The sequence below is a fragment of the Microbacterium sp. LB12 genome, assembly GCF_037150835.1.
Lineage (GTDB): Bacteria > Actinomycetota > Actinomycetes > Actinomycetales > Microbacteriaceae > Microbacterium.
This window is the reverse complement of the sequence record NZ_JBBCPF010000005.1, coordinates 63,965-86,137: the sequence shown is the minus strand read 5'-3', so window position 1 is coordinate 86,137 and position 22,173 is coordinate 63,965. Positions and strand designations below refer to the sequence as shown.

The 22,173-nt window shown below is 70.8% G+C and carries 27 protein-coding genes; 16 read left to right on the top strand and 11 right to left on the bottom strand.

The window, feature by feature from the left end:
* Positions 1-32 precede the first annotated feature (32 nt).
* The 9 genes from WFM69_RS10650 to WFM69_RS10610 all read right to left on the bottom strand — a co-directional run bounded on the left by WFM69_RS10650 (position 33) and on the right by WFM69_RS10610 (position 7,035).
* Entirely contained in the window at positions 33-1,151 is a 1,119-nt protein-coding gene (locus tag WFM69_RS10650; RefSeq protein ID WP_337004426.1) for a hypothetical protein, read from the bottom strand.
* 4 nt (positions 1,152-1,155) lie between these two features.
* Positions 1,156-1,641: a hypothetical protein gene (locus WFM69_RS10645; RefSeq protein ID WP_337004424.1), complete on the bottom strand. Its 486-nt coding sequence runs from the start codon at positions 1,639-1,641 to the stop codon at positions 1,156-1,158.
* On the bottom strand, positions 1,638-2,705 hold the full coding sequence (tsaD, locus tag WFM69_RS10640; protein ID WP_337004422.1) for a tRNA (adenosine(37)-N6)-threonylcarbamoyltransferase complex transferase subunit TsaD: 1,068 nt from the start codon (positions 2,703-2,705) through the stop codon (positions 1,638-1,640). The genes WFM69_RS10645 and tsaD overlap by 4 nt, the downstream gene beginning before the upstream one ends.
* Entirely contained in the window at positions 2,702-3,190 is a 489-nt protein-coding gene (gene rimI, locus WFM69_RS10635; RefSeq protein WP_337004420.1) for a ribosomal protein S18-alanine N-acetyltransferase, read from the bottom strand. The genes tsaD and rimI overlap by 4 nt, the downstream gene beginning before the upstream one ends.
* A complete protein-coding gene (gene tsaB, locus WFM69_RS10630; RefSeq protein WP_337004418.1) occupies positions 3,187-3,804 on the bottom strand; it encodes a tRNA (adenosine(37)-N6)-threonylcarbamoyltransferase complex dimerization subunit type 1 TsaB in 618 nt (205 codons plus the stop codon). Before tsaB ends, rimI begins: the two co-directional genes overlap by 4 nt.
* Before the next feature lie 61 nt (positions 3,805-3,865).
* Complete coding sequence (locus WFM69_RS10625) at positions 3,866-4,237, bottom strand: flagellar assembly protein FliW (protein ID WP_337004416.1); 372 nt, start codon at positions 4,235-4,237, stop codon at positions 3,866-3,868.
* Positions 4,234-5,115: a flagellin N-terminal helical domain-containing protein gene (locus WFM69_RS10620; protein WP_337004414.1), complete on the bottom strand. Its 882-nt coding sequence runs from the start codon at positions 5,113-5,115 to the stop codon at positions 4,234-4,236. Before WFM69_RS10620 ends, WFM69_RS10625 begins: the two co-directional genes overlap by 4 nt.
* Before the next feature lie 14 nt (positions 5,116-5,129).
* Positions 5,130-6,539, bottom strand: coding sequence for a flagellar hook-associated protein FlgK (gene flgK, locus WFM69_RS10615; RefSeq protein ID WP_337004412.1), 1,410 nt, complete (start codon positions 6,537-6,539; stop codon positions 5,130-5,132).
* A 13-nt stretch (positions 6,540-6,552) separates the two neighbouring features.
* Positions 6,553-7,035: a flagellar protein FlgN gene (locus tag WFM69_RS10610; RefSeq protein ID WP_337004411.1), complete on the bottom strand. Its 483-nt coding sequence runs from the start codon at positions 7,033-7,035 to the stop codon at positions 6,553-6,555.
* 195 nt (positions 7,036-7,230) lie between these two features.
* Between WFM69_RS10610 and WFM69_RS10605 the strand changes: the two genes are divergently transcribed.
* The 16 genes from WFM69_RS10605 to WFM69_RS10530 all read left to right on the top strand — a co-directional run bounded on the left by WFM69_RS10605 (position 7,231) and on the right by WFM69_RS10530 (position 20,316).
* Positions 7,231-8,031 (top strand): sigma-70 family RNA polymerase sigma factor, encoded by an 801-nt coding sequence (locus tag WFM69_RS10605; protein ID WP_337004409.1) that lies wholly within the window; start codon positions 7,231-7,233, stop codon positions 8,029-8,031.
* Positions 8,032-8,134: 103 nt separating this feature from the next.
* Complete coding sequence (locus WFM69_RS10600; protein ID WP_337004407.1) at positions 8,135-8,965, top strand: flagellin N-terminal helical domain-containing protein; 831 nt, start codon at positions 8,135-8,137, stop codon at positions 8,963-8,965.
* A gap of 82 nt (positions 8,966-9,047) precedes the next feature.
* A complete protein-coding gene (fliD, locus tag WFM69_RS10595) occupies positions 9,048-10,436 on the top strand; it encodes a flagellar filament capping protein FliD (RefSeq protein ID WP_337004406.1) in 1,389 nt (462 codons plus the stop codon).
* The gene (fliS, locus tag WFM69_RS10590; RefSeq protein WP_337004405.1) at positions 10,433-10,825 is read left to right on the top strand and encodes a flagellar export chaperone FliS; all 393 of its coding nucleotides are present in this window, start codon (positions 10,433-10,435) and stop codon (positions 10,823-10,825) included. The genes fliD and fliS overlap by 4 nt, the downstream gene beginning before the upstream one ends.
* Positions 10,822-11,118, top strand: a complete 297-nt coding sequence (locus WFM69_RS10585) for a hypothetical protein (RefSeq protein WP_337004404.1) — start codon at positions 10,822-10,824, stop codon at positions 11,116-11,118. The genes fliS and WFM69_RS10585 overlap by 4 nt, the downstream gene beginning before the upstream one ends.
* Positions 11,119-11,230: 112 nt before the next feature.
* Positions 11,231-11,572: a flagellar basal body rod protein FlgB gene (locus WFM69_RS10580; protein WP_337004403.1), complete on the top strand. Its 342-nt coding sequence runs from the start codon at positions 11,231-11,233 to the stop codon at positions 11,570-11,572.
* Positions 11,569-11,961, top strand: a complete 393-nt coding sequence (locus WFM69_RS10575) for a flagellar basal body rod protein FlgC (RefSeq protein WP_337004402.1) — start codon at positions 11,569-11,571, stop codon at positions 11,959-11,961. Before WFM69_RS10580 ends, WFM69_RS10575 begins: the two co-directional genes overlap by 4 nt.
* The gene (fliE, locus tag WFM69_RS10570) at positions 11,961-12,266 is read left to right on the top strand and encodes a flagellar hook-basal body complex protein FliE (protein WP_337004401.1); all 306 of its coding nucleotides are present in this window, start codon (positions 11,961-11,963) and stop codon (positions 12,264-12,266) included. The genes WFM69_RS10575 and fliE overlap by 1 nt, the downstream gene beginning before the upstream one ends.
* Positions 12,266-13,888, top strand: a complete 1,623-nt coding sequence (fliF, locus tag WFM69_RS10565; protein WP_337004400.1) for a flagellar basal-body MS-ring/collar protein FliF — start codon at positions 12,266-12,268, stop codon at positions 13,886-13,888. The genes fliE and fliF overlap by 1 nt, the downstream gene beginning before the upstream one ends.
* Complete coding sequence (gene fliG / locus WFM69_RS10560; RefSeq protein WP_337004399.1) at positions 13,885-14,889, top strand: flagellar motor switch protein FliG; 1,005 nt, start codon at positions 13,885-13,887, stop codon at positions 14,887-14,889. The genes fliF and fliG overlap by 4 nt, the downstream gene beginning before the upstream one ends.
* The gene (locus tag WFM69_RS10555) at positions 14,879-15,484 is read left to right on the top strand and encodes a FliH/SctL family protein (protein WP_337004398.1); all 606 of its coding nucleotides are present in this window, start codon (positions 14,879-14,881) and stop codon (positions 15,482-15,484) included. The genes fliG and WFM69_RS10555 overlap by 11 nt, the downstream gene beginning before the upstream one ends.
* Entirely contained in the window at positions 15,481-16,776 is a 1,296-nt protein-coding gene (locus tag WFM69_RS10550) for a FliI/YscN family ATPase (protein ID WP_337004396.1), read from the top strand. Before WFM69_RS10555 ends, WFM69_RS10550 begins: the two co-directional genes overlap by 4 nt.
* Positions 16,773-17,195, top strand: a complete 423-nt coding sequence (locus tag WFM69_RS10545; RefSeq protein WP_337004394.1) for a hypothetical protein — start codon at positions 16,773-16,775, stop codon at positions 17,193-17,195. Before WFM69_RS10550 ends, WFM69_RS10545 begins: the two co-directional genes overlap by 4 nt.
* A complete protein-coding gene (locus tag WFM69_RS10540; RefSeq protein WP_337004392.1) occupies positions 17,192-18,670 on the top strand; it encodes a flagellar hook-length control protein FliK in 1,479 nt (492 codons plus the stop codon). Before WFM69_RS10545 ends, WFM69_RS10540 begins: the two co-directional genes overlap by 4 nt.
* A 15-nt stretch (positions 18,671-18,685) precedes the next feature.
* Positions 18,686-19,129: a flagellar hook assembly protein FlgD gene (locus WFM69_RS10535; protein WP_337004390.1), complete on the top strand. Its 444-nt coding sequence runs from the start codon at positions 18,686-18,688 to the stop codon at positions 19,127-19,129.
* 26 nt (positions 19,130-19,155) lie between these two features.
* The gene (locus tag WFM69_RS10530; protein WP_337004388.1) at positions 19,156-20,316 is read left to right on the top strand and encodes a flagellar hook protein FlgE; all 1,161 of its coding nucleotides are present in this window, start codon (positions 19,156-19,158) and stop codon (positions 20,314-20,316) included.
* A gap of 58 nt (positions 20,317-20,374) precedes the next feature.
* On the opposite strand, the gene WFM69_RS10525 is transcribed toward WFM69_RS10530, so the two are convergent.
* Complete coding sequence (locus tag WFM69_RS10525) at positions 20,375-21,811, bottom strand: type II toxin-antitoxin system HipA family toxin (protein ID WP_337004386.1); 1,437 nt, start codon at positions 21,809-21,811, stop codon at positions 20,375-20,377.
* Positions 21,811-22,059, bottom strand: coding sequence for a helix-turn-helix transcriptional regulator (locus tag WFM69_RS10520; protein ID WP_337004384.1), 249 nt, complete (start codon positions 22,057-22,059; stop codon positions 21,811-21,813). Before WFM69_RS10520 ends, WFM69_RS10525 begins: the two co-directional genes overlap by 1 nt.
* Positions 22,060-22,173 lie beyond the last annotated feature (114 nt).

The window sequence follows — 22,173 nt, the reverse complement described above, 5'->3', positions numbered from 1 at the left end:
AACTCGGCCCTGAGGTCGGACGCTGAGCGAGGTCAGTCGTCCGCGGCGCCGATGACGCCGGCATCCCGCGTGATCACCAGGTATGCCGGCCCGCGGTTGGTGAGCAGCTCGAGATGGGTCGCTGCGCCCGTCTCGCTGTCGACCACGTTGAGGACCAGCCGCGACGTCGACTGATCCTGCATGGTCTCGGGGTCTGCGCAGATCACCGGTGCATCGGCGGCGGACCCGTCGTAGATGAGGCACTGGTTCTGCGAGTCGGTCTGCACCCCGGTCCACACCGGGACGTCGCCGTCGTATCCGACGACCCAGAGCGAGTTGGCGTCGAAGCCCTCATCGACCAGACGCTCGGCCGTGTTCGACTCCTGCTCGTTCGCGTAGGTGATGCCGCCGATGGACGGGTCGTAGTCGTAGCTGCTCACCGCGACCGCCGGCTCCCCCGCGGCCGTGAACAGCATCTGCACGCTCACCTGACGCCTCTGCTCATCGGCGTTCTCGACCGCGATCGAGCCGTACAGGCCGGTGTGGAGCACCGTCTCACGCCGGTCGCAACTCGGCTGGGTGACATCTCCCGTGCTGAGGATGAGGCACGAGCGCGCACCGCCGTCGGTCGTCGCCACCCAGATGCCCGCTCCCTCCTCGACCGCGAGCGCCCTCACCGATCCTGTGTCGTAGACCCCGCTGGAGACGAGGTCGTCCTGCCAGCCCTGCTGCTCGGCCGTCAGCGCGACCGGTGCGGCAGCAGATCGTCCGAACGCGAGCCAGCCCACGCCCACTCCCAGCAGGAGCACGGCAACCGCGGCGAGCGCGGCCGGCCGCCAGTACCGGCGCAGCAGCGAGCGCAGCGGGGGTGCGGACCGCCGCGCATCCGCATCGCCGTCGGTGTCCGCGTCATCGGACGAAGCGTCCGCCTCGTCAGCAGCGGCTGCCGCAGGGGCACCGTCGTCATCCTCACTCGCAAGCGGGTCCGGCTCCCGCGGGGCGGCGGCGATCTTCTCGACCGCACCCTCCTCGGGCATCTCGGGCGCCCGCGCCACGCGACGTTGCTCGAGGTCGCGGAGACGCACGGCATCGGCCTGCGACAGTGCCGCCTCGCGCCCATAGGCCCGCGCCTGCAGAGCACGCAGTTCCCCGAGCTCGACGGCATCCAGCATCAGGTCAGCCGAGCCTCTCGAACTGCATCCCGGCCCACACCAGCCAGCCGAGGCTGTACACCGTGGCGCACAGCGAGAGCACGAGCGCCCACCGAGCGATCGCCCGGTTCTCGACGGGCCGACGCAGCGACATGATCGAGGCGATCACCGCGACGATCGCCACCGGGATCCCCCAGCCGACGAAGAAGGACGCCCCGAGCGCGACGATCGCGGCGAGCAGCGCCCACGGCGCCAGGCGCGTGTCGTCGATCGGGGTGGGGTCGGTCGACGGCTCCCATCCCGTGTCGTCCGGCGCATCGATGTCGGGCCCGCTCACCATGACCGGCTCGATGCCGACCGGGCCGGTGGGCAGCTTCGAGTAGCCGTCCCGCCGCGCGCCGGGCAGCCGGGCGTTGCCCGCCGGGTGCTCGACCTCACCGCTGGGCGGCTCGATGTGCGCCGCCGGCGAGGGCGGCGTCTTGGCAGTCGGAGTCTCGGAGGCGTCGCTCACGCCGGCACCGCCTCGGCGACCTGGATCTCGGTGACCGGGAGAGTCGAATCCGCTCCGAACGCGAGCGCCGAGGGGCGACGGCCCGAGGAGATCAGCTCGGCGGCCAGAGCCGCGATCATCGCACCGTTGTCGGTGCACAGCGACAACGGCGGGATGCGCACTGTCACACCGGCGGCCTCCGCGCGTTCGAGGGCCACATCGCGCAACCGGCGGTTCGCGATCACTCCCCCGCCGAGCAGTAGGCGCGGCACACCGAGATCGGCGCAGGCGGCGAGGGCCTTCGTCACGAGCACATCCACGACGGCCTCGCGGAAGCTCGCGGCGACATCGGCGACCGGCACCGGGATGCCGTCGGCCTCGCAGCGCTCGACCCAGCGGGCGACAGCCGTCTTGAGCCCGGAGAACGAGAAGTCGTAGCGGTGCTTCGCCAGATCGGAGGCACGGGACAGGCCGCGCGGGAAGCGGATCGCCTGCGGATCGCCGTCGAGAGCGGCACGGTCGATCTCCGGCCCCCCGGGGTAGGGCAGCGACAGCAGTCGGGCGACCTTGTCGAACGCCTCGCCCGCCGCATCGTCCATGGTCTCCCCGAGGAGCTCGACGTCGGTCGTCAGATCGCGCACATGCAGCAGGGAGGTGTGCCCGCCGGAGACCAGCAGCGCGATGGTCGGGTATTCGAGTGGAGCGGAGTCGGCCGTGAGGATGTCGGCCGCGATGTGCCCGACCAGGTGGTTCACGGCGTACAGCGGCTTGTCGAGCGAGACCGCGAGTCCCTTCGCCGCCCCGACCCCGACCATCAGCGCACCGGCGAGACCGGGACCGCTCGTGACCGCGACGGCGTCGAGCTGGTCCAACCGCACGCCCGCCTCGGCGAGAGCCCGATCGATCGACGGCTGCAGCGCCTCCAGGTGCGCACGCGCCGCGACCTCCGGCACGACGCCGCCGTACCGGGCATGCTCGTCCATGCTCGACGCGATCGTGTTCGACAGCAGCGTGCGCCCGCGGACGATGCCGATGCCCGTCTCGTCGCAGCTCGTCTCGATGCCGAGAACCAGCGGTTCGCTCATGCCGACGCCTCCTCGGTCGTGGTCGTCGCCGCGGGGTGGCGGCGCAGGTCCAGCCGCATCACGATGGCGTCCACGTCATCCGGCTGGTAGTAGTGCGGGCGCCGGCCGATCTCCTCGAAGCCCTCGGCGCGATAGAGGCCCTCGGCGGACGGATTGTCAGCTCTGACCTCGAGGAACACCTCCCGAGCGCCGCGTTCGGCCGCCGCGGCGAGCAGTGCGTGCAGCAGCACCCTGCCGCGCCCCTGCCCGCGGTGCTCGGTGAGGAGCGCGATGGTCTGGATGTCGGCATCGGCGCTGCCCTGGAGGGCGCGCACCCCGCCGTAGCCGATGATCCCGCCGTCGAGCTCGTCGACGAGGTAGCGGCCGTGCGGGCTCGCGAGCTCCGCGGCCATGGTGTCGGGGCTCCACGCGTCGGTGGGGAACGACCGGGTCTCGATCGCCATGATCGCGTCGACATCGGCGGACGTGGCGATGCGGAGGGTCACGTGCCCACCTTCTTCGGCGCACCGGGGAGCGTCACGTCGGGATGGCGCAGGTAGAGCGGCTCCTCACCCGTGAGGGTGCGACCCGCCGCGAGGGCACGGGCACCGACCCTCGCCAGATCGACCGCCGACAGGGACGACACGTCGATGCGGCGGATGCCGTCGAGGTGCGCATCCGCATCCGCCGCGCGCACCAGGACGGTGTCGCGCACGACCACGGGGATCCCCTCGGCGTCCAGCCCGTCGAAGACCGTGATGGCGACCTCGCGACGCCGGGCGTCGGTGACGATCGCGAACGGCTCCGTCGCGGTCTCGAGCGCCGTGAGCGCTGCGGCGAAGTGGCTCGGGACCGGGATGACCGGCAGTCCGCGGCCGAGCGCGAAGGCCCGTGCGGCGGCGATACCGATGCGCAGTCCCGTGAACGGTCCAGGGCCCATGCCCGAGACCACATGCGTCACCGCACCCGCACCGGCATCGGTCAGCGCCTCGACGAGCAGGTCGCCGATGACCTCGGCGTGGCCGAGCGGGTCGACGGCGCCGGCCTCGGCGCGTCGGGCCCCGTCCGCATCGATGAGGGCCACAGCCGTGCCCAGAGAGGTGTCGACGGCAAGGATCACGATTCCAGGGTAGCCGTCGTTCCGTCCGAGCAGCGGTCCGCGACCGCCCGAGGATCGCGCGTCAGCCGAGCGGGGCGCGCAGCGGGTAGTCCTGGTCCTCGAGGATCACCTGCGATGCCGCACCCGTCGCCCGATTCACGATGACCGGAGCGAGCAGGTTCACGCTCACTCCGTCGGCCGCGGGATGGGCGACCACGAGGATCAGCGCGTCGTCGGCCGTCGCGAGCGCGAGGCCCTCGGCCTGCTCGTCGCTCAGGATCGGCGCGTAGTCGCTCAGCACCGTGCTCGGGTCGACGAGGTACAGCCGCAGCTCGGCGTCGTCGACCGCCCGCATCGCGAACAACCCGTCGGCGCCGTCGACCGGCGCCAGCGCGAAGTCGACGTGCGGGGCCAGTCCAGGCGGCGGGGCCAGGAACGTCAGCGCGGCGGTCATCGCAGGAAGTCCATCAGCGAGGGCTGCAGCACCCGGGCGTTCACCGCGAGCGCCGAGCGGTACACGAGCTCCTGCGCCTGCAGACGCACGAGCACCTCGATCGAATCGACGTCCTCGACCGCCGTCCGGCGGGACTCGAGGGACACGGAATTCTGCACTGCCGCCTCCTTGGCGCGTTCAACCTGAGCTTGTCTGGTGCCGACCGAGCCCTGCACGCCGAGCATGGCGGTGCGGCGGGAGTCGATCTCCGCCAGGCGCGGGCCGACGTTCGTGCCGGAGCGGAGGTCGGCGACGATGTTGTCCACGAGGGCGAACACCGACCCGGCACCGGTGCCGAAGGCCGCCGCGCCATCGGTGTCGACGCGCACGGAGGCGGCGTCGGACACCCGGCGGGTGACCTCCGCCCCCGGCACGCCGCTGTGACTGTAGTCCGCCGCGAAGGCCGCCGTGTCCGAGGTGCCCGCGAACACGGAGCGGCCGAGCAGACGGGTGTTCGCCTGCGCGAAGAGCTCCTTGCGGATGCCCTCGAGCTCGACGGCCAGCGCCTCTCTCGCGGTGGCGTCGAGAACGCCCTCGTTGGCACCCTGCGCCGTGAGGTCGCGCACTCTGCCCAACAGGGTCGTGCTCGCGGTGAGCGCGCCGTCGGCGGCGGTGACCCAGGCCAGGCCGTCGTCGATGTTGCGCGCGTACTGCTCGGTGCGGCGCTGCTCGGCGTGCAGCGCCAGCGCGGTGGCCGCGGCCGCCGGATCCTCCGACGGCGTGGCGAAGGCACGCTGCGAGGTCGCCTGCTCCTGCAGACGCGCCAGCTCGGTGAGGTTGGACTGCAGCTGGCGCATCGCCGTCTGCGTCATGGACGATGACGTCACTCGAGAGATCACGGGTGCTCCTTCGCTCAGCGTCCGACGAGACCGGTGCGGTTGATGAGCACGTCGAGCGCTTCATCCACCGCGGTCATCACGCGGGCTGCGGCCTGGTAGGCGGTCTGGTAGGTGAGCAGGCTGATCGTCTCCTCGTCGCCGTCGACCGCTGCGACCGACTGCTGCGCGCCCATGGCCGCGACCGCCGCCGAGTCGGAGACCTTCGCGCGCTGCACGTCGGCGGCCGTTGCGACACCGAACCGAGTGACCTGATCGGACCAGAGCGCATCGGGGGAACCCGCGCGCCGACCGATCTGGGAGATGAGGTCGGCGTTCGTCGCGTCCAGCGCTCCCGCTCCAGGGGCGGCGAGCGCGAGCTCCGAGGCGGCGGTCACGGCGACCTGCAGCCCGAGAGCGGCGGAACCGGTGGCCGGAACCGTGAAGAAATCCCCGCCGGGCTGTCCCGTCGCGGTGACTCCCGCCCGGTGCTGGGCGTTCATCGCGTCGGCGAGTGCCGTGGCCACCTTGTCGTAGGTGGCCGCGAGACCGGCGAGCATCCCGCCGTCGGTCGCGGGGGCGAGCACCGAGAGGGACCCGCCGAGCTCACCGCCGTCGATCGACACGGGAAGGTCAGGGGCCGAGGCCCAGGAGAGGCTGAACCGCTGACCGGCATCGATCGTGGCCGGCCCGTTGAGGACCAGGTGACGGGCGTCGGATCCGGCGACCAGGGCGTTGCCGCCGAGACGGACGGTCATCGTGCCGTCGATCTCGATGCTCGCCGATGCTCCCGACATGCGTGCCACGTTCTGCGCGAGGAGGCTGCGCTGGTCCATGAGCTCGTTGGCCGAGCGCCCGGAGGCGAGGGCATCGCGGATCTCGGTGTTGAGCACCGCGATCTGGTCTGCCGCCGCGTTCACCTGCGTGACCGTGCGCTCGGCCGCGGCGCGGGCGTTGTTCCACTGCGTCGCGACGGTGCGGTATCCGCCGGCGATGTGCGCGGCGAGCTCCTTCGCCGATTCGAGGATGCTGGATGCCGCCGCACCCGAGTCCGGGGTGTTCGCGAGGTCCTGCCACCCGGACCAGAACTTCGACAGCCGTGCCGCGAGTCCGTTCTCGGTGGGCTCGGCCAGGGACGCCTCGATCGTGGTCGCGGCCACCGCGCGGTTCGACCAGAATCCGGAGGCGCCGAGGGAGTCGCGGACGCGGGCGTCGAGCAGCGCGTCGCCGAGGCGGGCGACCCCGTCGATCGAGACGCCGTGCCCGGGCAATGCCCCGACGCTGAATCGGCCCGACTGCGCGACTGCGGCGACGGACGAGGTCATCACGCGCTGGCGCGTGTAGCCCTCGGTCTTCTGGTTGGCGATGTTCTGCCCCACCACGTCCATGCCGCGTCGCGCAGCCGCCAGCCCACTGGCTGCGGTGTTCAGTCCACTGAAGGTCGACATGATCCCCTCTCGGTCACATCTCGGTGTCGACGATGCGTGCGGCGTCGTCGCGGGCGCGGTCACCCGTGGTCGTGTACTCGCCGGTGTCGTGTCCGAGCGCGGCGATGGTCTCCTGCGTCGCACGCAGCACTCCGCTGAGCTGTTCCGCGTTCGCGTCGCGCATCTGCTCGACCTCGGCGGCGAGCTTCGTGAGGGCGCGCAGGTGGTCGGCGAAGACCTCCTGCCAGGCGCCTTCGGGCGCGTGCTCGATCAGTTCGCGGATGGTCGCCGCCTCGGGAGCCCCCCACTCCTCGGCGACGGTCGCGACCTCGACGGAGCGGGCGAGTCCCGCGCCGCGCAGCCGGTCGAGCACCTGATCGATCTCGCGTGCGGCAAACTGGATCCATTGGGATCGTCCCGCCGCGAGCAGGAGCTGCTGCTCATCGAGTTTGAAGAGCAGCATCTCGAGCAGTTCACGCTCGCGCCACAGCTGAATCGATAGTTCGTTGGCTCCCATGATCCCTTTTCCCCAGTGATCGCCCCGCCTGATAACGCGGCCAAAGGTCACTATCGGCCGCCTCGCGCCTAACGTTACTATGTGGAACGGCGATGGGCAGTTCTCCCCATGTACAGATCACAAGAAGTGTGATATGTGCATCTGTTCATCTCCTTGGAACTTCCGGAGTGCATCCAGAGAGGTGGATCATCCCCCATGCCGACGCGCGCTGAGCGCAATGTGCTCATCGAGAGCAACCTCCCCCTGGTCGGATACCTCGCCGCCGAGACCCACTCCCGCGCCACTCACATCCCCCGTGACGAGCTCGCGGCCGTCGGAGCGCTCGCGCTCGTGACGGCGGCCGACGCGTTCGACCCCGCCCTCGGCGTCCCGTTCGGCGCCTACGCCCGCCGTCGCATCCTCGGTGCCTTCGCCGACGAGATGCGGTCGATGGACTGGGCATCCCGCGGCATCCGCAAACGCATCAAGGAGACCGTCGCCGTCCGCGAGACCCTCACCGCGGGGCTCGGCAGGACGGCGACTCCCGCCGAGGTCGCCACCGCGATGGGCGTCGCGAAGGACGTCGTCGTCGAAGCGCTCGGCGACGCGGCCCGCACCGTGACCACGCTCGACGACCCGTCCGCCCGCGACCTCGCCGCCGAGATCCCGCTCCCCGAGGAGTCGGCGCTCGTGGGAGAGCGACGCGAGGTGCTCGAACAGGCCGTCGCGGCCCTTCCCGAACGCATGCGGCGCATCGTGCAGGCCGTGTACTTCGAGGAGCGACCGGTCAAGGAGATCGCCGAAGAGCTGGGGGTCACCCACTCCGCGGTCTCGCAGCAGCGGTCCGAAGCCATCCGCCTGCTGCGCGACGCTCTCGACCGCTTCTATTCGGAAGGGCCGGCACCGGTCACCTCGTCGCGCATCTCCGCCGGAGCGCGCGATGCGTACTTCACACGGATCGCCGACGCAGCAGGCGCCCGCATCGCCGACGTGTTCCGCGAGGCGGCGCCCGCATAGTCCACGTCCCGCGCTCCTAACGAGCGCGCTCACTCCGCCGATAGGTGTGTGCGGGAGACCACGGATGGTCTTCCGCACAACACATTCACGGAGGAGAGCCCTTATGGGTATGCAGATCAACACCAACGTGTCGGCGCTCAACGCCTACCGCAACCTGTCCAACACGCAGAACGACCTGTCGAAGTCGCTGGAGAAGCTGTCCAGCGGCTTCCGCATCAACCGCGCGGCGGACGACGCTGCCGGCCTCGCGATCTCCGAGGGCCTGCGCTCGCAGGTCAACGGCCTGAACGTCGCGGCCCGCAACGCCCAGGACGGCATCTCGGTCATCCAGACCGCGGAAGGCGCCCTGACCGAGGTCCACTCGATCCTGCAGCGAGTGCGCGACCTCACGGCACAGGGTGCGAACGACTCGAACAACACGAAGTCGCGCGACGCGATCCAGACCGAGATCAGCGCCCTGGGCGACGAGCTCACCCGGATCGCTGCGAGCACCAACTTCAACGGCATCAAGCTGCTCTCGGGCGGCACGACGCTGACGTTCCAGGTCGGTGCGGGCGCTGTCGCCGCCGAGGACCAGATCTCGGTCGCCCTGACCGACTTCACCACCCTCGGTGCCGACATCAAGACGCTCGGCGCCACGATGACCGACGCGGCGACCTACGGTGCGGCGCTCGCGGGCATCGACACGCAGATCCAGGCGGTCTCGACTGCTCGCGCCGGCTACGGTGCGCTGCAGAACCGCTTCGAGTCGACCATCAACAGCCTCAACGTGTCGGCAGAGAACCTGTCGGCTGCCGAGAGCCGCATCCGCGACACCGACATGGCGTCCGAGATGGTCAAGTTCACCTCGAAGAACATCCTGTCGCAGGCAGGCACGGCGATGCTCGCCCAGGCCAACCAGGCCAACCAGGGCGTGCTGCAGCTGCTGCGCTGATCCCTGCCGTAGGAGGTCCGGGCGGCGGTGTCCCCCGGCGCCCGGACCTCCTCAGTCCTGCATCTGAATCGGAAAGGCGCGCATGTCGCTCTCGCTCGACGGCCTGGTGTCCGGCCTGAAGACCACAGAGGTCATCAAGGCGATGATGGACGTGCATGCGATCCCGCGCACGCTCCTGAAGGCGAAGATGGACGACAAGAACGTCGTCGCCACCCAGTTGCGCACCCTCAACAGCGCCCTGCAGAACCTCGCGACGCTCGCCGAGAAGGCATCCTCGCCCGACGGCCTCGCCCGCTTCACCACCTCGTCCTCGTCGACCACCGTCACCGTCGCCACCCGCACGGGTGCCGCGCCGCTCTCCGCCGACATCGTCGTCGACAAGGTCGCCAAGAACCACACCATCGTCTCCGCCGCCTCGAACGGCTGGCCCGTCGATCCGCCCGTCATCACCCTGGAGAACTCGAAGGGCGAACGCCGTCAGATCGAGGTCGACGGCACCTCGATGCAGCAGGTCGCCCAGGCGATCAACGACGCCGGCTTCGGCGTGGTCGCCACCGCCGTCCCCGCCGGACGCGACGCGAACGGCAACCCCCAGCAGCGCCTGCAGCTGCGTGCCGCGGACCCGGGCGAAGCCTGCCAGTTCCGCGCGTACCGCGGCGACATCGCCGCCGTCACGGCCGGGAGCGCGACCGACCTCGCCACCGAGACCGGTGCGGCCGTGATCGCCGTCGGCAGCGACGCCCAGCTCCGTCTGTGGGCGGGCACCAGCGCCGAGCAGGTGCTCACCTCGACCAGCAACACCTTCACCGACCTGTTCGAGGGCGTCGACGTGACCGTGTCGGCGGTCTCCGCCGACCCCGTCACGATCGGCGTGACGATCGACACCGCGGCCCGCACCAAGGCCTCCGGGGAGTTCATCGCCGCGATCAAGGACATCCTGACCCGCATCGACAACGGCTCGAAGTCGACCGTCCCCGCCGCCCCCGGCGGGAAGACCACCCTCGGCGTCTTCACCGGAGACAGCACCGTGCGGGCGCTGCGGACCGCGATCGCGGACGCCGTGCAGCACCCCGTCGACGGCGTCTCGCCCTCGTCCATCGGCATCTCCACCGACATGTACGGCGTGCTGAGCTTCGACGAGGAGAAGTTCGCCGAAGCACTCGCGAAGGACCCGAACGCGGTCACCGGCCTGTTCTCCGACGTCGCCGCCCGCGTGCAGGACACCGCCAAGATCTACTCCGACAAGTACGACGGCATGCTCACCTCCCGCATCACCGGCCAGGAGGACGAGGTCAAGGGCCTCGGCGAGCAGATGGAGCGCTGGGACGTGCGCCTGGCGCAGCGGAAGTCCTCCCTCGAGCGCACCTACGCCCAGCTCGAGGTGATGCTGTCGAAGCTGCAGTCGCAGTCGTCCTACCTCAGCTCGCAGATCGCCTCCCTGTCCGGTTCGAGTTCGGGATCGAGCAAATGAGCATGAACGCCGCCCTGCGCGCCCAGCAGCGCTACCGCGAGGACGCCGTGCTGTCGGCTCCGCCCGAGCGCCTCGTCACCATGCTGTACGACCGCCTGCTGCTCGACATCGAGCGCGGCGAGACCGCCCAGCGCGCCGAGGACTGGGAAGAGGCGAACGCACAGCTGCAGCACGCACAGGCGATCGTCACCGAGCTGTCGTCCTCCCTCACCGACGAATGGAACGGCAGCGCCGGCCTGCGGTCGCTGTACACGTTCCTGTCGCAGACCCTCATCGGCGCCAACATCGGACGCGACCCCGAGCGCACGCACGCCTGCCACGAGATCATCGCGCCGCTGCGCGACGCCTGGCACGAAGCCGCCCGCACGGTGGCCGAGGCTCGGGCGTGAGCGTCGACGAATGGACCGCGCTGCTCGACCGCCTCGAGAAGGACGCTGACCGGATCCTCGCCTCCGCGCCCGGCACCGCCGACGCCGCAGACATCGAACCGTGGACCCCGCCGGCCTCATCACTGCCCGCCGCCCTCGCCGACCGTGCACGACACGTGGTCGAGAAGCAGCGCGCCGCGATGGACCGCGCCCGCGCCGACCTCGACGATCTGCGCCAGCACCTGAGCGCCATGCGACGCATCCCCGGCACCGGACGATCCGACGCCCCCGCATTCCTCGACGTCGACGGGTGAGACCGCTCCCTAACATCGCCGCCCGACGTGCCGATAGAGCAGTCCGAGCACGGATCGCTCACGACACTCGGCCAGGGATCGGCCACACCAGCCACACACGGGGAGCCGGTTCGTGTTCGATTCAGTGACCTTCAACGCACTCACGAGTGCGCTCGACGGCCTTTCGCTGCGCCAGCGCGCGATCTCCGACAACATCGCCAACATCAACACCCCGAACTACCACGCCAAGCGCGTGCAGTTCGAGGAGGCGCTCGCGGCATCGATCGACGCCGGAGACGGGCGCGTCGGCGCCACCGTGCGCACCTCGCTCGAGCCCACCCGCCTGGACGGCAACAACGTCAACCTCGACACCGAGACCCTCTCCAGCATCGACACGATGCTGCGCTACCAGTTCGCCACGCAGGCCGTGAACGGGTCGTTCACGTCGATGCGCACGGCGATGAGGACGTCATGACCTTCGACGCGATCGGCATCGCCGGCACCGGACTGACCGTGCACCGCAAATGGCTCGACGCCATCAGCGACAACATCGCCAACATCAACACCGCCACGCCCAGCAACGGCGACGCCTTCCGGGCGCGGTACATCATGGCCCAGACCAGCACGCAGTCCCCCGGCGTGTACGTCGCCGGCACCGTGCAGGGCAGCGCCGAAGGACGCCTCGTGCACCAGCCCGACCACCCGCTCGCCGACGCCGAGGGCTACGTGCGCTACCCCGACATCGACCTCGGCGACCAGATGAGCCAGCTCATCCTCGCCCAGCGCGGCTACCAGGCGAGCGCGGCCATCGTCGACCGCGCCCGCAACTCCTACGAATCGGCACTGCAGATCGGACGCAGCTGATGGCCGCACTCTCCGGCATCGAGGCGATCTCCTCGAGCTTCACACTCCCTGCCCCCGCGCCAGCGCCCGCGAAAGCTGCGGACGACACGGCGTTCTCGAACAGCGTCACCGGCGCGATCGACGAGCTGCGCTCGCTACAGTCCGAATCCGACAAGCTCAAGGTCGCCGCGGTCACCGGCGACCTCGACGACATCCACTCGGCAATGATCGCCTCGTCCCGTGCCGCGGTGACCCTCGAACTCGTCGCCGCCGTGCGCAACAAGGGCGTCGACGCGTTCAACGAGATCATGCGGATGCAGGCCTGATGCCCCAGGCCGTCACCAACGTGTTCCAGCGGATCGGACGCGTCATCGCGGGCTTCTCGCTCGCGCAGCGCACGATCGCGATCATCGGCGTCGCCGTCCTCGCCCTCGGGATCGTCGCCCTCTCCAGCTGGCTCACCCGCCCCACCTACACCCCGCTGTTCTCGGGGATGAGCGCGACCGACGCGAACGCCGTCGTCGAGCAGCTGCGCTCCTCGTCCGTGCCCTACGAGCTGGCCGACGGCGGAGCCACCGTGCTCGTCCCCGAGAAGGACGTGTACGACCAGCGCCTCGCCGCCGCCTCCGCCGGCCTGCCCAGCGCGAGCTCGGGCGGCTACTCGCTGCTCGACGACATGGGCGTCACCACCTCCGAGTTCCAGCAGTCCGTGACCTACAAGCGCGCCATCGAAGGCGAGATCGCCGCGACCATCTCCGCCATCGACGGCGTGACGGCCGCCTCCGTGCAGCTCGCCATCCCCGAGGAGAGCGTGTTCGTCTCCGAGACCGTCGACCCCACGGCGTCCGTGTTCGTGGAGACCTCCGGACGCTCGACCCTGAGCCCGAAGCAGGTCGAGGCGATCGTGCACCTCACCTCGGCGGCCGTGAGCGGCATGAAGCCCGAGAACGTCGCCGTGATCGACCAGAGCGGCCAGACCCTCTCGGCCGCGGGCGTCGGCACCACCGGCGGCATCGACCAGCAGGCCACCGACTACGAGGCGCGCGTCACGGCCAGCGTGCAGCAGATGCTCGACAAGGTTGTCGGCGCCGGGAACGCCACCGTGACCGTCGTGGCCGAGATCGACCGCTCCGTGAGCGAGCGCGTCGAAGAGACCTACACCCCCGCAGAAGGCGCTCCCCCGCTCACCGAGCAGACCCGCAACCAGACGCAGAACGGCTCGGGAACGAACGCCGGGGTCCTCGGCCCCGACAACATCGCCGTGCCGGGCGGCGCGGGCGACGGCACGTTCGAGTCCACCGAGGAGTCGAAGACCAACGCGGTAAACAAGAGCACCGAGTCGACCTCCACCCCGGCCGGGGCGCTGCTGCGCCAGTCCGTCTCGGTGGCCGTGGACGCCGGCGCGGGCGGCAACCTCAGCACCGCGCAGCTGAGTGATCTCGTGGCGACCGCGGCCGGGATCGACAAGCAGCGCGGCGACGACATCACGGTCGAGCTCGTCGCGTTCAGCCAGACCGACTCGGAAGCCGCCCAGGCCGCGCTGCAGGCCGCGAAGGACGCGGAGGGTGCCGCACGCATGTCGAGCCTGCTGAACACGGTGATCATCGCCGCCGCGATCGCCATCCCGCTGCTCGCCGGTGTCATCTTCCTCATCATGCGCGCGCGCCGACGCAGCAGTGCGGCGACTGAGTTCGACCAGCTGTTCGGCGAGCGCCCTCCCGCACTCTCCGCTCTCGGGGCCGAGGCACCGACCGCCGCCCTCGAAGCCGCGACCACGCCGCTGGCGTTCCTGGAGACGACACCCGACCCGGAGCCGGAGCCCGACCCCGAGCCCGCCCAGGTGAGCCTCGAGCGCCGCCGTGCGGAGATCGACTCGCTCACCCGGCAGGACCCGAAGCGCACAGCCGACCTGCTGCGCACCCTCATCGACGACAGGCAGCACGTATGACCGGGCTGACCGATCGGCAGACCGCAGCCGTCGTCCTGATGAATCTCGATCGCGCCCAGGCGATCGAGGTCATGAAGCACCTCTCCGAGTCCGAGGCGGAGGCCGTCGCCGCGGAGATCATCGACCTGCAGAACCTCGACGCTGCCACCACCGCGCAGGCGCTCGGGCTGTTCCACCGGATCGCGTCGGGTCACCTGCCGCCCGCCCGCGGTGGACGCGACATCGCCGCCGGCCTGCTGGAGGCGACGTTCGGCGCCGAGCGTGCCGCCGCCGTGCTCGGTCGCGTCGGCTCCACCTCGATGGCCTCGTCCTTCGACTTCCTCGGCACCGCGGATCCGGCGCAGCTCGCGACGATCCTCGACGGCGAGCTCCCGCAGACCGTCGCGCTCGTGCTCGCGCACCTGCCCACGGATCGGGCCGCCGCCGTGCTGGCCGCACTGCCCGACCCGATCCGCACCGACGTCGCCCACGCGATCGCCACCATGGGGACCGCATCCCAGGACGCGATCGCCATCGTCGCCGACGCGCTCCGGACCCGCACCGGTTCGCTCGCCGCCAGAGACACCCCCGAGGTGCTCGGCGGCGTGGAACCGCTCGTGGAGATCATCGCCCGCTCCGGGGCGACCGTCGAGAAGGCGCTGCTGGCGAGCATCGAAGACCGCGACAGTGCACTGGCGGAGGACATCCGCTCGCGCATGTTCACGTTCGCCGACATCGTCAAGCTCGACGACCGCGACACGCAGCGGGTGCTGCGCGGCATGGACATCCGCTCGCTCGCCCTCGCACTCAAGGGCGCGCACCAGCCGATCGCCGACCTCATCCGCCGCAACGTCTCGGAACGCAACCGGGAGAACCTCGACGAGGAGGCCCGCACGCTCGGACCGGTGCGCGTGTCGCAGGTGGAGGAGGCGCGCGCCGAGATCGTCCGCACGATCCGCGCCCTCGAGGCGGCCGGAGACATCACCGTGCAGCGCGCGGACGAGGACGAATATGTCTACTGACGCGTTCTCGCCCGTGCTGTTCCCGCGTCTCGACGGACGCGAGGACGGCGCGGAGCATGCGCGCGCCCGCATGCGCGGCTACGCCGAGGGACACGCGGAGGGGTACCGCGCCGGCACCGCCGAGGCCGAAGCCGCGCGTCGCCTGGCTGAGAGCGAACAGGCCGTGCGCGATGCGGTGGTGGCGCGCGAACGAGCGTCGGCCGTCGCCGCCCTCCACGCCGCCGCGCGCTCGCTCAACGACCGCGAGCACCAGCTGACCGCCGCCGGACACGACACCGTGCTGCGGCACGCGATCGAACTGGCCGAGCTGATCATCGCCGGCGAGCTCACCGACGCGGGTGCCGCCGCCGCCATCGCCGCGCGCCGCGCCTTCGCCGACGTCGAGCCCGCCGACATCCGCGAACTGCGACTGCACCCGGAGGACCTCCGCACGCTGCAGGAGTTCGGCGAGGAGCCCACCGCGTTCGCCCTCGTCCCCGACGACACGCTCGACCGGGGCGACGCCGTCGCGACGCTCGACCACGGCCACATCGACGCCCGCATCCGCAGCGCTCTCGACCGTGCCCGCACAGCCCTCGACGAGGCCGGCGCATGACCGCCTGGGGCGCGGTGCGCGAGGCCGTGCGGCCCGAACGCGTCGGCGCGGTCTCCCAGGTACGAGGGCTGAGCGTGCAGGTACGCGGTCTCGACGGCGCGGTGGGCGATGTGGTGACACTGGACGGGGTGGACGCGGAGGTCGTCGCGATCGGCGAGGGCGGACTCCGGTGCATGCCGCTCGGTCCGGTCGCCGGCCTCACCGTCGGAGCCCCCGTCCGCGGGCGCGGAGGCGCACTCCGGGTGCCCACCGGACGCGCACTGCTCGGCCGCGTGCTGGACGGCCTCGGTCGACCGATCGACGGCAAGGGACCGCTCACCGGAGCGATCCCGGTGAGCCTCGACCACCCCACGCCCTCGATCATGGGCCGCGACCGCATCGAGTCCCCGCTCCCGCTCGGTGTGCGCGCCCTCGACACGCTCGTCAGCGTCGGACGCGGACAGCGCGTCGGGCTGTTCGCCGGATCCGGGGTGGGCAAGTCGTCGCTGCTGTCGATGATCGCGCGCGGCACCGAGGCCGAGGTGACGGTGATCGCCCTGGTCGGCGAGCGCGGTCGCGAAGTGCGCGAGTTCATCGAAGACGGCCTCGGCCCGGAAGGGCTCGCCCGCGCCGTGGTCGTGGTGTCGACCTCGGATCAGCCGGCCATGGCCCGCATCCGGGCGGCATACACGGCCACGCGGATCGCCGAGGCCTTCCGCGACGACGGCGCCCATGCCATCCTCATGATGGATTCCCTCACCCGCGTCGCGATGGCGCAGCGCGAGATCGGCCTGTCCGCCGGAGAGCCACCGGCCACCCGGGGATACCCGCCGTCCACGTTCTCGCTCCTCGCCGGACTCCTCGAACGCGCCGGCACCGACCAGCGCGGTTCGATCACCGGGATCTACACCGTGCTCGTCGACGGGGACGACCACAACGAGCCGATCGCCGACACCGTGCGCTCGATCCTCGACGGCCACGTCGTGCTCGATCGTGCTCTCGCCCTGTCCGGCCACCACCCCGCGATCGACGTGCTCGGCTCCGTCTCCCGCGTGGCCGGCAAGGTCACCGGTCCCGAGCATCGGGCGCATGCGGCGACCCTGCGTGCCGTGCTCGCCGCGCGTCGCCGCGCCAACGACCTCATCGACATCGGCGCCTACCAGCCGGGGGCGGACGCGCGCATCGACGCGGCCATCGCGAACGAGCGGGCGATCAGCGCCTTCCTCACCCAGTCGCTCGACGAGACCAGCGACATCGACGAGTCGTGGCGCCGGCTGGACGAGCTCGTCGCCGCCTTCGGAGGTGTCTCATGACGCGGGCCTTCTCGCTGGCCGGACTGCTGCGTGTGCGCGAGATCCAGGAGCGTGCGGCCGCACAGCGACTGTCGCGTGCCGTGATCGACGCCCAGCACACCGAGGCCAGGGACCGTTCGCTCCGCGCTCACCTGGCCGGCGCGGGCAGCGAGGCCGTCGACGTGCGCTCGCTCGCCGCGCTCGCCGCCGCGCGGGTGGCCGGCCGGAGTCTGCTCGCCGACCTGACCACGCTGTCGGAGTTGCAGGAGCAGACCGTCGCCGAAGCCCGCACGGAGCACGCGGAGGCGCGGAGGGCGATGCGCGGCCTCGACCGGCTCGCCCAGGCCCACGCCGTGCGGGTGCGGGCGGAAGAGCTGCGCGCCGAGCAGACCGAGCTCGACGAGATCGGATCACGCAGCAGCACGGAGGGGCAGTCATGACGGCGCTCGGGATCATGGACATGCTCGACCCGCGAGTGTCCCGGCCGACGGGTGCGCCATCGGCCTCGCGCGCCGCCACCCCCGGTGGCGCGGCCTTCGCCGACGTCATCCAGGACGCCGAGCGCCTCTCCGGCGACGACACGAGCGCTCCGGCGGCAGAGACCGCGACGGATGACGCCTCCGCCGACCTCGCGAACCCGTCGACCGCGTCGAACCTGCCTGTGGTCGTCCCCGCGCCGGTGCCGACGCTCGCCGGACTCTCGATGGCGGGCGACCCGCTCGGCGCGGATGCGGCCGGCGCGATGACCCCCGCGGATGCGGCGACCACCGGCACCGCGAACTTGGACACCGGCACGGTCGCCGAGACGGATGCCCGTTCCGCCACGGTCCCGGCGAGTCCGTCCGCACCCTCTTCGCCGAACAGCGCACCCTCCGCATCGGCGGGACCGGCCGCCGCCACGTCCGCGTCCGATGCCGTCCGCGCGCAGCCCGCGTTCGCCGACGCGGTGCGCATCCGCACTGCCGCGACGGCAGCCGCCACCGATCCACGCGCGACCGGCACTGCGACGGGCGGCGGTCAGGACGCGGGGCCGCTCGTCGGGGCCGCCGCCCGGACCTCGGTCGACCCGACGACCGTGACGGATGCCGCGGCGGAGACCACCGCGCGCCTCGCGACGCCCACCGGCTCCGCGGCCGGCGCACCGGCGCCCTCGGATCGGCCCGCCGCCGCGTCCACCCCCGCCGTGCCCGCTGCGGCCCGGGCCGAAGCCCTCGATCCCACCGCACCCGCACCCGACGACGCCACGGATGCCGCCGCACCGACGCCCCCGGTCGGCACGGCCCCCGCGACGCCTCACTCCGCTGCGACCTCATCCTTGTCCCCGGCCGAGACGCCGTCTGCACCTGCCGCAGTCGGCAGCGCGCCTCCGCCGTCGCCCGTGAACGCGGCGTCCGCCCCCGCCGCCGTGCCCACGACTCGCCCCGCCCTGCTCCCCCAGCTGACCACGCCGGTGGTCGCCCTCGCACAGGCACCCGACGGCGACCACAGCCTCACGCTGACGGTGTCGCCCGAGAACCTCGGCCCCGTCACCGTGCGCGCACACATCTCGGGCGGGGCCATCCACATCGAGCTGCACGCACCGAACGACCTCGGACGCGAGGCGCTGCGGGGGATCCTCGCCGACCTCCGGCGGGATTTGGCCGTGGCGGCGCCGCACGCCTCCCTCCTGCTCTCGACCTCCGACGACGGCCCGGCCACGTCGCAGAGTCTCGCGAGCGGCAACGGCAGCGCGCACAACGGCGGCGCGAACGGCACCCCCACCGGCTCGAACAGCAGCCAGCCCGGCAACGGCGCCCCCGCCGGTCGCGACGCGGCTCCCGCTCGACCCGCGCTCGACGACGTCCCGCCCGCTCCGGACGGGGCAGCTCCCACCTCCCCCGTCTCGCCGCACGGCGGCATCGACATCTTCGCCTGACCCGAGAGGACCCCCATGACCACGGTCGACGCCATCACCGGCACCATCCCGCCCACCGGTGTGCACACGGGCAGCACGACGCCCCCGACCGAGCGCAAGCAGACGCTCGACTCCGAGGTCTTCCTGAAGCTGCTGGTCACGCAGCTGACGAATCAGGACCCCAGCTCGCCCATGAACACCAACGAGATGATCGCGCAGACCACCCAGCTGGCCTCCATGGAGCAGCTGACCGCCCTCACGGCGACGTCGAACGAGAGCTTCGCGCTCAGCATGCGTCAGACGGCCGCCGCGCTGATCGGCCATGAGGCGTCGTACACCGACGACAAGGGCGTGACGCAGAAGGGCATCGTCACCTCGGTCTCCTACGCCGGCGCCGTCCCCCTCGTCACCATCGGCGAGGCCTCCATCCCGCTCGACGCCATCTCCGGCGTCTCCTTCGCTCCCCGTTCGCAGTCCTGACCAGCCCCTTCCAGAAAGGCATCACCATGCTTCGCTCTCTGTTCGCCGGAATCTCGGGTCTGCGTTCGCACCAGACCATGCTCGACGTCACAGGCAACAACATCGCCAACGTCAACACCACGGGCTTCAAGGCCTCGGCCGTGCAGTTCCAGGACTCGCTCTCGCAGCTCGTGCGGAACTCGATGATGCCGCAGCAGGCCATCGGCGGGCAGAACCCCGCACAGGTGGGTCTCGGCGTGCAGGTCGCCGGCATCAGCACGAACTTCGCCTCCGGTGCGCCGCAGCCGACCGGTGTGCCCACGAACCTCATGATCGCGGGCGACGGCTTCTTCGTGGTCCGCTCCGGTGGCGAGACGCTGTACACCCGCAACGGTGGATTCTCCTTCGACGCGAGCGGCCGGCTGGTCTCCGCCGATGGCGCACTCGTGCAGGGGTGGACGGCACAGGGCGGCGTGATCGTCCCCGGCGCCGGAACGGGCGACATCACGCTTCCCGTGGGCGCGCTGAGCCCCGCGACTGCGACGACCACGGCGCGCGTCACCGGAAACCTGCCCTCGGGCGCCGCCGTGGGTGACACCCTGGTGCGCGACATCAAGACCTACGATGCCGAGGGCACGGCCACGTCGCTGCGCCTCACCTTCACCCGCACCGCGACCGGGTGGAATGTGACCGAGCCGGGCGGTGCGAACACCCCGCTCGCGTTCACGGACGGCAAGCAGGCCGGCGCATCGTCGATCGTCTCCGGCGGGATCACGGTCGACCTCTCCGCGGTCACCGGGTTCGCCGACGTCAGCGACATCGCCATCAAGGAGCAGAACGGCAAGCCCGCCGGCACCCTGAGCTCGTACGCGCTCATGAACGACGGCAGCCTCGTCGGCACGTTCAGCAACGGCGACACCGAGGTGCTCGCCCGTGTCGCGCTGGCCGGCTTCGTCAACCCCGGCGGCCTGGAGAAGGCCGGCTCCTCGCAGTTCCGTCCGAGCGGCAACTCCGGACAGCCCACGCTCGGCCAGGCGGGAACCGACGGTCTCGGCGGCATCATCAGCGGCGCGCTCGAGATGTCGAACGTCGACCTCTCGCAGGAGTTCACGAACCTCATCGTCGCCCAGCGCGGCTTCCAGGCGAACGCCCGCATCATCACCACGAGCGACGAGGTGCTGCAGGAGCTGACCAACCTCAAGCGCTGATCCGCGGCACAGGTTCTACCCCGAGGCTTCTCGCGCGATCGCGAGAGGCCTCGGGCGTTCAGCGGGAGACTCTGCTGCGGTACCGCCCTGTGATCCACCGGCCGGAACGCCATCCGCCCGGCTCCCAGGTCGTGCCGAGCACCCGATCCCCCCTGTTCATCGCGCCGGTGAAGGTCGGAATGCTGCGGACGCTGAGGTCCTCGGCCCGGAGCCGATCGACGAATCCCCGCGCGAACTCTCCGATCCGCACGGGCATCGCATGCACGCGTTCCGTCGCGAGTCCCTCGGGGAGCTCCGCCACCGCCGCCTCGAACGCGCCCGGAAGCGACTTCGACACACGGTCGAGCAGCGCGAGGAACTGTCGCCGCGGAACTCCGAGCACGTCGGCGGTGCGGGCGAGGTTGCGGCCCGTGATCTTCCGGTAGGGACGTTCCTTGCCGTATTTCACCGCCGCGCTCGACCGATAGGCGATGCGGTCGTCGTCCCAGATTCCGTGAGCGGAGATGAGGTCATATGCGGGCGCCAGCCTGGTCGCGCCGCCGACGTGCAGCAGACTGTGGTTCTTCGCATGGGCATCGACACCTGCGGTCAGCAGGTTGAAGGCGAAGAGCTCGGCAAGCGTCCGCAGATCCTCCCTCCGATAGGCCGGAGAGGATGCGCTGCCGACCAGCTGCACCATGTCCGCCATGGTCGGACCGCCGTCCTCTTCGTACTTCCGCGCGGGCAGCACCGCGAACGCCTGGCAGAAGTCCTCCTGATGGATCCTCGTGACGGCACCGTCCACTCCGGACACGCTGCGGTCGTAGCGAGTCGTGACGAACGTGGGCACTCCGGCGAAGTCCATGATGTCGACAGCGGCGGCGCGGATGCCCAACGCGCGCGCCGCGCGCATCGTGACGAACTCGACCGCCTGGACCTCATCGTTGGTTCGGCCGGAGGCGAGCACCATACCGGGCTTGACGATGTGCGTGCTGGCTGCGCGACCATTGGGCTCGAACCACTGCCCATCGATGCGGGCGAGAGCGAACTTGCCTTGGTTGCCGCCGAGAGAGAACCGGCTCTGGTCGTCGCTGTCGTCCACCCAGTGATCGGGATCCGCGATGATCGCACGGACTCGACGCGCGATGTCGGCCTCGGTCAATCTGGCGACCACGCCCGCGTCGCGGGGAACGATGCCCTCCGGGACCACCTGCACGGAGCCGGGAGCATCCTCTCCCATGTGCCGCAGCAACGTGAAGGGGTCGCTGCGGCGCTCATCGAACTTCGCCGCCCACCGCGCCCTCACCTCATCCGAATCGGGCAGCAGGTTCGAGAGCCAGGGCATGACCCGATCCGGCCCGTGCCCCGCATCGCTCTTCGGCATGCACACGGACAAGGGTGTCGAATGCACGTCCGCACGATAGCTCTCGTCGTACAGGAACTCGACCAGATCGCGCTCTCCGCGCATCAGCGTGCCGGCGAGCCGGCCGTCGAGCCAGAGATCGAGAGCATTCATCAGAGGTCCTCGAACAGTTGATCCAGGACGTCCGAGCGTTCGCTCCGCTCCAGCGTGACGGTGTAGCCGAGGACGGCGGCGACCTCGATCGCGGCGTTCAGGGACGGGACGACCTTTCCGGATTCCAGATCGTGGACCCAGCGCCGGCTCTTCCTCACGGCCTGAGCGAGGTCCTCTTGCGTCAAGCCCGCGCTCAACCTGTTCGCGCGCACGAAGGCCGCGAATCCCCTCGCCGATGACATCTGCATCAGGACCACCTCTCTGAGCAAGATACTTCCCATTGCACCCAATGAGAAGTTTACTGCACTTTGCTCGTAATGGGAAAAAACTGCACGAGACGGCCTCCCTGCTAACGCACCGCC

What these genes read in the sequence shown, in the direction of transcription:
- tsaD (WP_337004422.1), bottom strand. Translation starts at nt 2,705, where the DNA reads ATGAGCGAACCGCTGGTTCTCGGCATCGAGACGAGCTGCGACGAGACG.
- WFM69_RS10535 (WP_337004390.1), top strand. Translation starts at nt 18,686, where the DNA reads ATGACCACGGTCGACGCCATCACCGGCACCATCCCGCCCACCGGTGTG.
- WFM69_RS10600 (WP_337004407.1), top strand. Translation starts at nt 8,135, where the DNA reads ATGGGTATGCAGATCAACACCAACGTGTCGGCGCTCAACGCCTACCGC.
- WFM69_RS10530 (WP_337004388.1), top strand. Translation starts at nt 19,156, where the DNA reads ATGCTTCGCTCTCTGTTCGCCGGAATCTCGGGTCTGCGTTCGCACCAG.
- fliE (WP_337004401.1), top strand. Translation starts at nt 11,961, where the DNA reads ATGGCCGCACTCTCCGGCATCGAGGCGATCTCCTCGAGCTTCACACTC.
- WFM69_RS10575 (WP_337004402.1), top strand. Translation starts at nt 11,569, where the DNA reads ATGACCTTCGACGCGATCGGCATCGCCGGCACCGGACTGACCGTGCAC.
- flgK (WP_337004412.1), bottom strand. Translation starts at nt 6,539, where the DNA reads ATGTCGACCTTCAGTGGACTGAACACCGCAGCCAGTGGGCTGGCGGCT.
- WFM69_RS10650 (WP_337004426.1), bottom strand. Translation starts at nt 1,151, where the DNA reads ATGCTGGATGCCGTCGAGCTCGGGGAACTGCGTGCTCTGCAGGCGCGG.
- fliF (WP_337004400.1), top strand. Translation starts at nt 12,266, where the DNA reads ATGCCCCAGGCCGTCACCAACGTGTTCCAGCGGATCGGACGCGTCATC.
- WFM69_RS10520 (WP_337004384.1), bottom strand. Translation starts at nt 22,059, where the DNA reads ATGCAGATGTCATCGGCGAGGGGATTCGCGGCCTTCGTGCGCGCGAAC.
- WFM69_RS10605 (WP_337004409.1), top strand. Translation starts at nt 7,231, where the DNA reads ATGCCGACGCGCGCTGAGCGCAATGTGCTCATCGAGAGCAACCTCCCC.
- WFM69_RS10545 (WP_337004394.1), top strand. Translation starts at nt 16,773, where the DNA reads ATGACGCGGGCCTTCTCGCTGGCCGGACTGCTGCGTGTGCGCGAGATC.
- fliG (WP_337004399.1), top strand. Translation starts at nt 13,885, where the DNA reads ATGACCGGGCTGACCGATCGGCAGACCGCAGCCGTCGTCCTGATGAAT.
- WFM69_RS10525 (WP_337004386.1), bottom strand. Translation starts at nt 21,811, where the DNA reads ATGAATGCTCTCGATCTCTGGCTCGACGGCCGGCTCGCCGGCACGCTG.
- fliD (WP_337004406.1), top strand. Translation starts at nt 9,048, where the DNA reads ATGTCGCTCTCGCTCGACGGCCTGGTGTCCGGCCTGAAGACCACAGAG.
- fliS (WP_337004405.1), top strand. Translation starts at nt 10,433, where the DNA reads ATGAGCATGAACGCCGCCCTGCGCGCCCAGCAGCGCTACCGCGAGGAC.
- WFM69_RS10555 (WP_337004398.1), top strand. Translation starts at nt 14,879, where the DNA reads ATGTCTACTGACGCGTTCTCGCCCGTGCTGTTCCCGCGTCTCGACGGA.
- WFM69_RS10610 (WP_337004411.1), bottom strand. Translation starts at nt 7,035, where the DNA reads ATGGGAGCCAACGAACTATCGATTCAGCTGTGGCGCGAGCGTGAACTG.
- WFM69_RS10540 (WP_337004392.1), top strand. Translation starts at nt 17,192, where the DNA reads ATGACGGCGCTCGGGATCATGGACATGCTCGACCCGCGAGTGTCCCGG.
- WFM69_RS10550 (WP_337004396.1), top strand. Translation starts at nt 15,481, where the DNA reads ATGACCGCCTGGGGCGCGGTGCGCGAGGCCGTGCGGCCCGAACGCGTC.
- WFM69_RS10625 (WP_337004416.1), bottom strand. Translation starts at nt 4,237, where the DNA reads ATGACCGCCGCGCTGACGTTCCTGGCCCCGCCGCCTGGACTGGCCCCG.